The sequence below is a fragment of the Streptomyces sp. NPDC002845 genome, from assembly GCF_053591955.1.
In genome coordinates, this window is sequence record NZ_JBSFUU010000001.1 from 181,182 (window position 1) to 193,222 (window position 12,041).

General features: G+C 70.8%; 10 protein-coding genes and 1 pseudogene. 5 read left to right on the forward strand and 6 right to left on the reverse strand.

From position 1 onward, the window contains the following. The first annotated feature begins 149 nt into the window (after nt 1-149). A complete protein-coding gene (locus ACWD3C_RS00735) occupies nt 150-1,058 on the forward strand; it encodes a YihY/virulence factor BrkB family protein (protein ID WP_451138559.1) in 909 nt (302 codons plus the stop codon). Here the strand turns inward: ACWD3C_RS00735 and ACWD3C_RS00740 are convergent. Next, the gene (locus ACWD3C_RS00740) at nt 1,012-2,334 is read right to left on the reverse strand and encodes a D-alanyl-D-alanine carboxypeptidase family protein (RefSeq protein ID WP_451138561.1); all 1,323 of its coding nucleotides are present in this window, start codon (nt 2,332-2,334) and stop codon (nt 1,012-1,014) included. The genes ACWD3C_RS00735 and ACWD3C_RS00740 overlap by 47 nt on opposite strands. Nucleotides 2,335-2,479: 145 nt before the next feature. Here ACWD3C_RS00740 and ACWD3C_RS00745 point away from each other — a divergent pair, with 145 nt between their 5' ends. The 3 genes and pseudogenes from ACWD3C_RS00745 to ACWD3C_RS00755 all read left to right on the forward strand — a co-directional run. Beyond that, a complete protein-coding gene (locus tag ACWD3C_RS00745) occupies nt 2,480-2,722 on the forward strand; it encodes an SCO4848 family membrane protein (protein ID WP_451138563.1) in 243 nt (80 codons plus the stop codon). Between the two features lie 16 nt (nt 2,723-2,738). Continuing rightward, nucleotides 2,739-4,034, forward strand: coding sequence for a metallophosphoesterase (locus ACWD3C_RS00750; protein WP_451138565.1), 1,296 nt, complete (start codon nt 2,739-2,741; stop codon nt 4,032-4,034). Between the two features lie 331 nt (nt 4,035-4,365). Then, nucleotides 4,366-4,747, forward strand: a pseudogene (locus ACWD3C_RS00755) (ATP-binding protein); the annotation flags it as partial. A 119-nt stretch (nt 4,748-4,866) separates the two neighbouring features. On the opposite strand, the gene ACWD3C_RS00760 reads toward ACWD3C_RS00755, so the two are convergent. Continuing rightward, entirely contained in the window at nt 4,867-6,255 is a 1,389-nt protein-coding gene (locus ACWD3C_RS00760; protein ID WP_451138756.1) for an ATP-binding protein, read from the reverse strand. Nucleotides 6,256-6,320: 65 nt separating this feature from the next. Continuing rightward, nucleotides 6,321-7,049 (reverse strand): response regulator transcription factor, encoded by a 729-nt coding sequence (locus ACWD3C_RS00765; RefSeq protein ID WP_451138567.1) that lies wholly within the window; start codon nt 7,047-7,049, stop codon nt 6,321-6,323. A 177-nt stretch (nt 7,050-7,226) separates the two neighbouring features. Here ACWD3C_RS00765 and ACWD3C_RS00770 point away from each other — a divergent pair, with 177 nt between their 5' ends. After that, entirely contained in the window at nt 7,227-9,665 is a 2,439-nt protein-coding gene (locus ACWD3C_RS00770; RefSeq protein WP_451138758.1) for an MMPL family transporter, read from the forward strand. On the opposite strand, the gene ACWD3C_RS00775 is transcribed toward ACWD3C_RS00770, so the two are convergent. The 3 genes from ACWD3C_RS00775 to ACWD3C_RS00785 form a co-directional block, all read right to left on the reverse strand. Beyond that, the gene (locus ACWD3C_RS00775; RefSeq protein ID WP_451138569.1) at nt 9,658-10,266 is read right to left on the reverse strand and encodes a Uma2 family endonuclease; all 609 of its coding nucleotides are present in this window, start codon (nt 10,264-10,266) and stop codon (nt 9,658-9,660) included. The genes ACWD3C_RS00770 and ACWD3C_RS00775 overlap by 8 nt on opposite strands. Before the next feature lie 90 nt (nt 10,267-10,356). After that, nucleotides 10,357-11,214 carry a TetR family transcriptional regulator gene (locus tag ACWD3C_RS00780; RefSeq protein ID WP_451138571.1) on the reverse strand — a complete coding sequence of 286 codons (858 nt, stop codon included), beginning with the start codon at nt 11,212-11,214 and terminating at the stop codon, nt 10,357-10,359. A gap of 91 nt (nt 11,215-11,305) precedes the next feature. After that, nucleotides 11,306-11,713, reverse strand: coding sequence for a VOC family protein (locus ACWD3C_RS00785; protein WP_451138573.1), 408 nt, complete (start codon nt 11,711-11,713; stop codon nt 11,306-11,308). Between the last annotated feature and the right edge of the window lie 328 nt (nt 11,714-12,041).

Below are 12,041 nucleotides of genomic sequence, written 5' to 3' on the forward strand. Positions count from 1 at the left end.
CTCGCCCCGGCCCCCTCATCAGCCCTCCTCGTCAACCTCCTCGTCAACCCCCTCATCAGCCACCCTCAGCAGCCCCCTCATTGTGGCCGCGCGCGGAATCCGGCGTGGCGTGTGCCACCGTTCCGCGCACATGGGGTACTTGGACAGGCATGGACTGGCTGAAAAAGCTCCCGGTTGTCGGCCCGCTGGTCGAGTGGCTGATGGCCACGCACGCGTGGCGGTCGTACGAGCGGCTGCAGCGGGTGAAGTGGACGCGGCTGGCGGCGGCGATGACCTTCATCAGCTTCCTGGCGCTGTTCCCGCTGCTGACCGTGGCCGCCGCGGTGGCCGCCGCGACCCTCGGGGAGGACCGGCAGCGGGAGCTGCAGGACAAGATCGCCGAGCAGGTGCCGGGCATCTCCGACCAGCTCGACATCGGCGCCCTGGTCGACAACGCCGGTACGGTCGGGATCATCGCGGGCGCGGTGCTGCTGTTCACCGGCATCGGCTGGGTCGGCGAGATGCGCGGCTGTCTGCGCGCGGTGTGGGAGAAGCCGGACCCCGAGGAGAACCCCGTCCTGGGCAAGGCCAAGGACGCGGGCGTCCTCTTCGGCCTCGGCGGCGCGGTGCTCTTCTCCCTCGCCGCCTCCGCCATCGCCTCGTCGGCGGTGGGCTGGGTCGCCGACCAACTGGGCGTGGACCGGGGCGGCTGGGGCGGCGCGCTGCTCCGGGCCACCGCCTTCGCCATCGCCGTCCTCGCGGCCTTCCTGCTCCTGCTGTACGTCCTGACGCTGCTGCCCGGCGTCCAGCCGCCGCGCCGCCGTCTGGTCGTCGCGGCCCTGATCGGAGCGGCCGGCTTCGAACTGCTCAAGCTGCTGCTCAGCGGCTATATGCAGGGCGTCGCCGCGAGGAGCATGTACGGCGCGTTCGGCGTCCCCATCGCGCTGCTGCTGTGGATCAACTTCACTGCGAAGCTGCTGCTGTTCTGCGCGGCCTGGACGGCGACGCCGAGCAAGGAGGAGGCCCCGGAGGTCACCGACGCCGACGCATCAGCTCCGGCAGCGGCCACCGGCGGTTGACCAGGAACACCCCGGCCGCGACCAGCACCAGCACGCCCCCGATGATCCCCAGCGCGGCCCCGATGCCGCTCGACCCGCCCGCGGGCGCCGCCGCGGCGACGGGCTCGCCCCCGTCCCCTCCCGCCTCGGCGGCCGAGGCGGACGCCGTGGCCCCGGGCTGGGCACCGGCCTCGGCGTCTCCGGCGTCTCCGGTGTCCCCCGTGTCCTCGGTCTGTGCGCTCTTCGGCGGCACCAGCTCACCCACCGGCTCGACTTTGTCGGCGGCCTTGAAGCCCCAGTCGAAGAGGCGGGCGGTCTCCTGGTAGACCTCGTTGTGCTTGTTCTTCTCCGGGTTCATCACGGTGACGAGCAGCACCTTGCCGTCGCGCTCGGCGACGCCGGTGAAGGTGGCGCCCGCGTTGGTGGTGTTGCCGTTCTTCACACCCGCGATGCCCTGGTAGACGTCTATGTCGTAGTCACCGGTCAGGAGCCGGTTGGTGTTCTGGATCTCGAAGGACGTACGCGTCGTCTTGCCGTTCTTGCCCTTCTTGGTCTCGCCCGGGAACTTGGCGCGCACGGTCGAGCAGTACTCGCGGAAGTCCTTCTTCTGCAGACCGGAGCGGGCGATCAGCGTGAGGTCGTACGCCGATGACACCTGCCCCTTGGCGTCGTAGCCGTCCGGGCTGACGGCGTGGGTGTCGAGGGCCTGGAGCTCCTCGGCGTGCGCGTTCATGTCCTCGACCGTCTGTTTGATGCCGTCGTTCATCGCGGACAGGACGTGCACGGCGTCGTTGCCGGAGCGAAGGAAGACGCCGAGCCACAGATCGTGGACCGTGTACGTCTCGTTCTCCTTGATGCCGACCAGGCTGGAGCCGGAGCCGATGCCCGCCAGGTCGGAGGGGACGACCTTGTGTTCCTCGTCCCTGTTGAACTTCGGCAGCAGCGTGTCGGCGAACAGCATCTTCAGCGTGCTCGCCGGAGCCAGCCGCCAGTGCGCGTTGTGCGCGGCCAGCACATCGCCCGACTCGGCGTCGGCGACGATCCACGAGCGCGCGCTGAGGTCCTTGGGCAGCACGGGCGCGTCGCTGCCGAGGTTCACCTGCGTCCCGGGCATACCGAGCCGCTCACCGCCGACGATGGACATGTTCGCCGGGGGTGTGGCGGACGGCGAGGCGCTCGGTGGCGCGCTCGGCGAGGGCGAGGCGGCGAGCACCGGGGCGGCCGTCAGCGACAGTGACAAAAAGGTGGCGGAAGTGACCAGCAGGGATCGCCTGGCGGTCTTCTTGGAGGCGGACACGATCGAGAACGTACATGGCGTCGGTACGGAAGTCCCACCGCCCTCCCCACCGCCTGACGGGAAACCGCCGTCCCCACCGCCTGACGGGAACCCACCGTCCCCACCCCTCGACGAGAACCGCCCGGACGACAGCGATACTGAACCCATGAAGCTCAGCCGCCCCCTCTCCTGGTTCCTGCTCTCCTTCGGGGTGTGGAGCTGGGTCATCTGGGTCACTTTCGTCAGAAATCTATGGCGGGACGCCAGTGGACTCGCGTTCGATGACGCGGGAGATCCGACGGCGTACTTCTGGGTGCATCTGACCCTCGCCGTCGTGTCCTTTGTCCTTGGGACGGCCATCGGGGTCATCGGGTTGCGCGGACTGCGCGCACTCCGTCGGAAGTCATAGCGAGGGGTACTGCGGAATGGTCATCGTCTTCGTCCTCGTCGCCGTGGCGGTGCTGGCCGCCTTCGGGGCCCTGCACTGGTACGCGTGGCGCCGTCTGGTGCGTGACACGACGTCCGGCCCGGGTGTGGCCCGCCGGGTGGGCACGGTCGTGTTCATCGCCGGGCCGGTGCTGTTGTTCGCGGCGTTCGCGGCCGAGCGGGGAGGCGCTCCCTTCTGGCTCCAGCAGGTGCTGGGCTGGCCGGGCTTCATGTGGCTGGCGGTGTGGCTGTATCTGCTGGTGGCCCTGGTCGCCGGGGAGTTTCTCCGGCCGCTCGTACGGCGGTTGGCGGCGCGCGGGGCATCGGCCGAGGCCGAGGCTCCGGCTCCGGTTCAGGAGCCGGTGGCCGTACGGGAGGCCGAGTCGGTCCCGGCCGGGGCGGGACACGCCGCCGAACCGGCGGAACCGACGGAACCGACGGAGCCCGCCCGGCAGGTCGCTCCCACCGCCCCCTCCCGCCGCCTCTTCGTCTCCCGCGTCGTCGGCGGAGCCGTGGCGGCCACCGCGCTGGGCACCGTCGGCTACGGCACGTACGGCGTCGTACGCGGCCCCAAGGTGAAGCGGGTCACCGTACCGCTGGCCAAACTCCCGCGCGCGGCCCACGGATTCAGGATCGCGGTGGTCAGCGACATCCACCTGGGGCCGATGCTGGGCCGGGGCTTCGCGCAGAAGGTCGTCGACACGATCAACTCCACGCAGCCCGACCTCATCGCGGTGGTCGGTGACCTGGTGGACGGCTCGGTCGAGGACCTGGGCCCGGCGGCCGCGCCCCTGGCGCAGTTGCAGGCGCGCCACGGCTCGTACTTCGTCACGGGCAACCACGAGTACTTCTCCGGGGCCGAGCAATGGGTCGAGGAGGTACGGCGACTGGGCCTGCGCCCGCTGGAGAACGCCCGCACCGAACTCCCCGTCTTCGACCTCGCCGGCGTCAATGACGTGAGCGGCGAGGACCAGGGCCAGGGCCCCGACTACGCCAAGGCCCTCGGCGACCGCGACACCTCGCGTCCGGTCGTCCTCCTCGCCCACCAGCCCGTCCAGATCCATGACGCCGTCGACCACGGCGTCGACCTCCAGCTCTCCGGCCACACCCACGGCGGCCAGATGTGGCCCATGAACTACGTCGCGGGCCTGGCCAACCCCACTGTCGCGGGCCTGGAGCGGTACGGCGACACCCAGCTGTACGTCACCCGCGGCGCGGGGGCGTGGGGGCCGCCGGTGCGGGTGGGGGCGCCGTCGGACATCACGGTGGTGGAGCTGGCGTCGAAGCAGGCGTGACGCCGAATCCTCACTCGACGCTGCTACCGAACACTTGCCCAGGCCACCCTTCAGGGTGGAGGTGTAGGGCATCCTGAGCCCAGCGGCCCGGAGGGTCGCAGCGGCACTGCTAAAGTCGCCTTGTCCGACAACGTAGTTGGCGGACCTACCGCCGGACTGGCGGGACGTCAAGCCTGTGGAGACCTTGTCAGACCACCCTCGGGTGGCAGGGGTCGATGAAGCAGGAACCCAAGGGAGCACCGCGTAGCGGTGCTGACCGAAATCGCCTGCGTTCACGCAGGCGAGGATGTCAACTGTGTCGGAGTCGTGCGCAGGGTGAGGGGCGAACGCGCTGAGACGCGATTCCTTCCGCCTGCCACGTCATCCCGCCTCCGTCGGTCTCGCCCGGCACCGGGTGCGGGACCACCTGGCCGACTGGGGGCGGCACCGGCGACACGGCCCTGGAGGACGCCGTACTCCTGGTCTCCGAGCCGGTCACCGACGTCGTACGCCACGGCCCCTTGCTGGAGCGGGAGTTCGAGGTCGCGGTGACCGCCCTCGCCGACGGCTTCTGTCTCATCGAGGTCTCCGGCGAGGGCACGGTGTCGCCCCGGCTGCGGGAAGCCAGCGCCTGGGACGAGACCGGCCGCGGGCTGTACCTGGTGGAGCACATCGCGGCGGCGTGGGGCGTGTGGAGCCGGGGCAGACACGGCCGGACGGTGTGGGCGTATGTCGCTCCGCTCGGGGGCCGTGACGCTCCGGCGCGGGTGGGCCTCTTGGGCGCGCGGCTGCGGGCCGCGGCGGTTGATCGCGCCCGCGCGGCGGAGCCGCACATGTCGCGGTCCCGCGTCCCTTACCGAGGCAGTGTCACCGTCACCTTCAAGCCCTCGCCCGGTGCCGTCCGCACCTCCACGTCACCCCCGTGGGCCCGTACCACCCCCTGCACGATCGACATGCCGAGCCCGCTGCCCGCGCCGCCGCCCGCGCGGAAGAAACGGTCGAAGATACGGGCCGCGTCCTCCTCGGCGAGCCCGGGCCCCTCGTCCGCGACGCACAGCCGTACGACCCCGTTCTCCCGCTCCACCCCGAGCCGTACGGCGACGTCGGCGGGCGTGTGGGTGCGGACGTTGCCCACGAGGTTGCCGAGGACCTGGCGGAGCCCCGACTCGTCGGCGTGGACGAGGAGGGCGCCGTCGGCATCGACCGTGACCGGGCGGCCCGGCTGCTGGGCGCGCAGGTCGGCGGCCGCGTCCCGGACCAGGCGGCTCACGTCGACGTTCCTGAACCGGAGTTCGGGCTGCTGGTCGAGGCGGGCGAGGGTGAGGAGCTCGTCGACGAGGCGGCCCATGCGGTCGACCTCGCCGTTCATCCGGTCCCAGGCCCGCTTGCGCTCGTCGGCGTCGGTGAGCATGCCCCGCTCGTACAGCTGGAGGTAGCCGCGGATCGCCGACAGGGGCGTACGCAGCTCGTGGGAGGCGTCGCCGACGAAGCGGCGCAGCTGGGCGGCGGTGTGCTCGCGGGTGCGGTAGGCCGATTCGACCTGGTGGAGCATGGAGTTGAGGGCGAGGCGGAGCTGTTCGACCTCCAAGGTGGCCTCGCGGCTGGAGGGCACGCGCCGGGTCAGGTCCCCCTCGGCGATCGCCGACGAGGTCTCCACCATGTCCTCCAGGGGGCGCATCCGGCGGCTCACGGCGATCATCGTCAGTACCGCGAGCAGCGCCAGCAGGAGGGCTCCCACGACGAAGTCGAGCTTGAGTGCCTTGCTGACGACCTGGTGCAGGGACTCGGTCGACGTGGCGAGCAGTACGGTCGTGCCGTCGACCAGCTGTGCCGCGGTGACCCGGTGGGGGGCGCCCCGCACCCTGACGTCGTGCGGCTCGTCGTCGGCGGTGAGGGCGGCCGGGTCGTCCACCGCGGCGGCGAGTGCGCGCTGGCTGTCGGTCGGCGCGAAACCGCCGAGGGCCATGGGCCGCCCCTCGTCGTCCACCACCGTGTAGATGGCGTTCCGCACCGGCGACTCGCCGTCGTCCTGTCCGGAGGGCGCGGGTGAGACCTTGTCCCGCAGGGAGATCAGCGCGCTCAACGAGTCGACCTGCTCCAGGCTGAGCCGGGAGCCGCCGATCGAGTCGCGGGTCGCCATGAGTTCCGTGTCGACGGTGTCGAGCAGATAGAGCCGCATGCCCATCACACTGACGACGGTCGCCACGGCGATACCCAGGGCCAGCAGCCCCACGTTCACCATCGTGAGCCCACCGCGCAGGGAGTGGAGGCCGTGGTGGCAGCGGGGCCACCGGATCAGCGGCGGTTTCACGCCAGCCCGTACCCGACGCCCCGCCTGGTCGTGATGACCGGCGGCCCGAGCGCGTCGAGCTTGCGCCGCAGATAGCTGATGTACGTCTCGACGACGGTCGACTCGGCCGGTACGTGCTCGTCGTACTGCCATACGTGGCGCAGGAGTTGCTCCTTGGGCACGATCCGGCCCCCGTTGCGCACCAGGAACCGCAGCAGGGCGTACTCCGTGGGCGTCAGCTCCACCGAACGGCCCGCGCGGTGCACCGAGTACGTCGTCTCGTCCAGCTCCAGGTCGCCGTAGCGCAGGGGCGGGCGCTGGGGGAGGACGTCGGCGCGGCGGGTGCGGCGCAGGACCGCGGTGACACGGGCGACCACCTCGTCGATGTTGAACGGCTTGGTGATGTAGTCGTCGCCGAAGCCGAGGGCGCCCACGACCTCGGCGGCGGCGTCCCGAGCGGTCAGGAAGACCAACGCCAACTCCGGCTGCTTGGCGCGCAGTTCACGGCCCAGCGCCCGGCCGTCGCCGTCCGGGAGCATCACGTCGAGCAGGGCCGCATCCGGGCGGGTGCGCTCGGCGAGCGCGAGGCCTTCGCGGACGGTGCCCGCGGTCATCACCTCGAAGCGGTGGTAGCGCAGGGCGATGGTCAGGACGTCCGCGATGCTCTCCTCGTCCTCGACGACGAGGACGGTGGCTCCCTCGTGGGCCCCTTGGAGTGCCCCCTCGTGTCCCTCGTGACCGGTCATGTCCTCAGTATCCGCGGCGGGCCCGGAGGGGGGAGGAGGTTCGCGCTTTGGAGTTCCTTGAGAGTCACCGGCGGATCGTGTGCCCGTGCGTGCGCCGCACCCAATGCTGTTGCCCAGGACCTGGGGGGACCGACCGATCAACCGACGGATGACTGAGGTGAGTTGAGCGTGGCGACATTGGCACGGTGGTGCTATCGGCACCGGCTGGTGGTCCTGTTGCTGTGGGTGGGGACACTGTTCGGCCTGGGCTTCGCGGGGACGGCCGCGGGCACCAATTACGCGAACGTCTTCTCCCTGCCGGACACGGACTCCAAGCGCGCGTACGACCTGATGGAGAAGGCCTTCCCGGAGCGCGCGGGCGACACCGACACGGTGGTGTGGAAGATCGACGAGGGCACCGCGGGTTCGGTCGAGGACGAGGCCGTACGGTCCCGGATCGAGCCCGCGCTCGAAGAGATCGGCGGTATCGAGGGCGTCGGCGAGGTCACCAACCCGTACGCGGGCCGGGGCGGCGCCGCGCAGATCAGCCAGGACGGGCGGATCGCGTACGCCCAGATCACCTTCGCGGACGAGGCGAACGCCATCCCGAAGGAGACCGTCGAGGAGGTCGTCGACATCGCCCGGGCCGCCGAACGCGACGGTCTGCAGGTCGAGTTGGGCGGCCAGGCGATCGCCCGCACCCAGGAGCCGCCGCAGGGCACGGCCGAGGCGGTCGGCATCCTCGCGGCGGCGGTCGTGCTCTTCCTCGCCTTCGGCTCGCTCTTCGCGATGCTGCTGCCCATCGTCGTCGCCATCGCGGGCGTCGGCACCGGCATGATCGCCACGATCCTGCTCGGCCATGTCACGGACGTGCCCGAAGTCGCCCCGCTCCTCGGCTCGTTGATCGGCCTCGGCGTCGGTATCGACTACGCGCTGTTCATCGTCACCCGCCACCGGCGCGGCATCCTGCGCGGCGACAAGCCGGAGGAGGCGGCGGTCACGGCCCTCAACACCTCCGGCCGGGCGGTGCTGTTCGCGGGCGGCACGGTGTGCATCGCCCTCGCCGGAATGCTGGTGATGAACATGCGGTTCCTGGACGGCGTGGTCATCGCGACCTCGCTGACGGTCGTCCTGAGCGTGCTGGCCGCCATCACCCTCCTCCCCGCCCTGCTGGGCCTGCTCGGCCCGCGCGTCCTCAGCCGCCGGCAGCGGCGTCGCCTCGCCGCGACGGGCCCGGAGCCGGCGGAGGCGAGCGGCCTGGCGGCGCGCTGGTCGTCGTACGTACAGCGTCGCCCGCGCTCGATCGCGGCGATGGCCCTCGTCGTCATGGCGGTCCTCGCCCTGCCCGTCCTGTCGATCCGCCTCGGCGCCACCGACCAGGGCAACCACCAGGAGTCGACGACCACCCGGCAGGCGTACGACCTCCTCGCCGAGGGCTTCGGCCCCGGTGTCAACGGCCCCCTCCAGGTGGTCGTGGACGGCGACGCTCCTCCCGCCCTGATCTCGGCCATCGAGACGACGGAGGGTGTGGCCCAGGCAGCCGCCCTCCCGCCCACGAACGGCGTCTCGGTGATCCAGGTGGTACCGACCACGTCACCGCAGTCCGAGGACACCGACCGCCTGATCGACCGCCTGCGCGACGACGTGATCCCGGCATCCGGGGCCGAGGCGCATGTGGGCGGTGTGACGGCGGTCTTCAAGGACTTCGCGTCGGTGACGGGCGACCGTCTGCCGTACTTCGTCGCGGCCATCATCACGCTCGGCTTCCTGCTCCTGCTGGTGGCCTTCCGCTCACTGGTGGTCCCGCTCACCGCCGCGCTCATGAACCTCATCGCGGCGGCCGCGTCCTTCGGCGTCCTCGTGGCGATCTTCCAGTGGGGCTGGGGCACGGAGCTCATCGGCATCGGCAAGGAGGGCCCGATCACGGCCTTCCTCCCGGTCATCATGCTGTCCCTCCTCTTCGGCCTCTCGATGGACTACCAGGTGTTCCTGGTCAGCCGGATGCACGAGGAGTGGGTGCACACCAAGGACAACGCACGGGCGGTACGCGTCGGCCTGGCCGAGACCAGCCGGGTCATCAACTGCGCCGCCCTGATCATGATCTGCGTGTTCAGCGCGTTTGTGCTGAGCGGCGACATGGAGGGCGCGATGGCGGGCATCGGCCTCGCCGCGGCGGTCGCGCTGGACGCGTTCATCCTGCGCACGGCCCTGGTACCGGCCGCGATGCATCTGCTCGGCAAGTCCAACTGGTGGCTGCCGGCCGGGCTGGAGAAGCGGTTGCCGCATCTCGCGGTGGAGCCGAAGGAGGAGGCGGCGGTCCCGGCGGCGGATGCTCTGCCCGCTGAGGAGGGCCACGCCTCGGTGATCCACGGCTTCATCCGCACGGTCGAGGGCGACCCGGTGGAGGGTGCCGCGGTCACGCTGCTGTCGCGGGGCGGACGCCAGCTGGACCGGGTGACGTCTCTGGCGGACGGCTCCTACATCGTCGCGGTCCCGGCCCCGGGCACGTATCTCCTGGCGGCCACGGCCCAGCCGTACGCCTCCCGAGCCCGGCACGTGGTCGTGGACGAGGGGCCGCTGGTGTACGACGTGGAGCTGGCGGAGGTGGCTGAGGGGGAGGTGGACGCGGTCAATTAGCCTTCGGCTGCCCGGCTTTGAGGATCTGCTCCACGTCGAGGGTGACCTTGGCGCCGATGGAGTCGGGCAGCGCGACGATCTCGCCGGGGGCGTACGGGCGGTGGTTCTCGTACTCGTCCCCGGCTGGGTCGGTGAGAACGTGCAGGCGCTGGTGCTTGCGGTTGACGATGGCGTAGACCGGGATGCGCGCCTGGGCGTAAGCGGCGACTTTGGTGCGCAGGTCTGTCCGGTAGTTGCTGGAGGTGACCTCCAGGACCAGGCGGAAGCAGACCGGGTCGTAGCAGTTGTTCTCGATGAAGTGGTCACGGTAGTCCGCGTCCATCACAACGAGATCGGGGATCGCGTAGTCTTCCGGACCATCGGGGAGCCACAGCCCAACACCTTGAAGCACCTTGGTCTCGTCGCTGTGCAGCCCTCCCGAGAGGAACGGGATCATCAGCTCCGTCAGGGCGTCCGCGTGGGGTGCGTCCGGCGGTGGGGACACGAGGATCTGGCCTCCGATGATCTCGACGCGGTAGCCCGGATGGCGCTCCATGATCTCGTCGGCCAGGGCCGTTAGCGGCCGATCGCCGGAGGACCGCTCGACAGATGCAGCGGACATCACGTGCCTCCCGTGGGCTGGTGTCGAGAGCATCATCGTAGGCAGGTCGGGTGCCAGGTGTCGCGTTCCAGCCGCTTCACCCGATGGTGATCACTCTGCCCGCCCCTTGACGCCGGGGTCCCGCAGCACCTTCGTCATCCCCGGCAGAAAGTCCGTGAACAGCTCGTGCACCTCGTGGACGAGGGGCCGCAGCACCCGGAACCGGGCCAGGGCGACACCCCGGGCGGTGATGCGGGCCCCGCGCTCGGCGAGCCGGTAGCTGCGCTCGCGCCCCTCGGTCCGGTCGAAGACCCAGTACAGCACGAGCCCCATCTGGGACAGCCACATCAACTCCGGGAGCGCATCCCGGAGTTCATCGGGCACCTTGGCCTTCGACCCGGCCAGCACCTCCCGGTGCAGGGCGATGGCCTCCTGGCGGGGGCGCTCCGACTCGGGGGAGAAGGGGCTGAGAGGGCTGTCGGGGTCGGCGGCGTTCTTGAAGAACTGGGCGGCGAACTCGTGGTACGGCTCCGCCACATCCAGCCACGCCTTGAGCACCCCCGCGATCCGCGCCTCCAGCTCGGTCTCCCGCTCCAGTACCGGCCGCACCGCCCGCTGGTGCTCGGCCCCGATCCGGTCGTAGAACCCCTGGATCAGGTGCTCCTTGCCGGCGAAGTAGTAGTACGCGTTGCCGACGGAGACCCCGGCCTCCCGCGCGATCGCCCGCATGGTCGTCCTGTCGTACCCCCGCTCCTGGAAGAGCCGCAGGGCGGTCTCCAGGATCAGCGCCCGGGTCTGCTCGGACTTGGCGGAGCTTCTGGCGGCGGTACGGTCGCTGTCGACACCGGGGGTGGGGGCGGGGGCGCGGCCAGGGCGAGGACCGAGATCAGGGTCGGGGCCGGGGCCGTCGGAACCGAGGCCGGGGGGGCTCGGGCTGGCGCTGGGGCTGTCGTTCGCTGCGGCGGGCACGGGCAGAGCCTAACGAGGCGTGACGAGACCTGACGAGTCGACGAGTCACGCGGATGCCGCCCCTCCCTCCTCCATCCTTCCTCCTCTCCCATCAGCTCCGCCCCAGCTCCGGCCGCTTGCTGTAGTCCGTGAACCCGATGACGTTCCCCCAGGGATCGGCGACCTCGACGGTCCACCCCGTGGCGCCGGGGGAGGGCGTATCGAGAGGCCGCACCCCGGCCCCGACGAGAGCCGCGGCCTTGGCGCGCGCATCCCGCACCTCCAGCCACACCCGAGCCGAGGCCCACCCCGGCGGCCGCTGCCCGAGCGCCTCCTCCAGCCTGAGCAGCACCCCCGGCGTCTCCTTGCCCACCTTGAGCACCGCGATCCCGGCCTCGTCCAGCCGGAGGTCCACCTCGAACCCGGCCCGCTCGTAGAAGGCGACGGCCGCTTCGAGGTCGCCGACGGGGAGGAGGACGTTGTCGAAGCCGAGAAGTTCGTACGATTCGCGATCTGACATGGAGTCAGATTAGATGCCCTTCCGCCCATGACCCGGCGCTCCGCACCGAGGTCACCCACATGGCGAACGCGCGGCCTCTGTCGTATCCACTGACCACGCTGCTCTGCTGAAGCCACGACCGCCTCAGTTTTTCAGCACGGCCGAAATCCGTGCCCCTGTTTGTCACGTTCCCGGGCACCCTTGTGTCAACCACATACCGATCGCGTCAGAACAGGCGGTGCTGGACATGGGACTGAAGCGTTCCTCCGGAGCGAACGGCCCGGATCAGGCGGTTGCGCCACTGCCGAGGCGAAGGCTTCTCGGGGCGCTGGGGGCGGCCGCCGCCGCG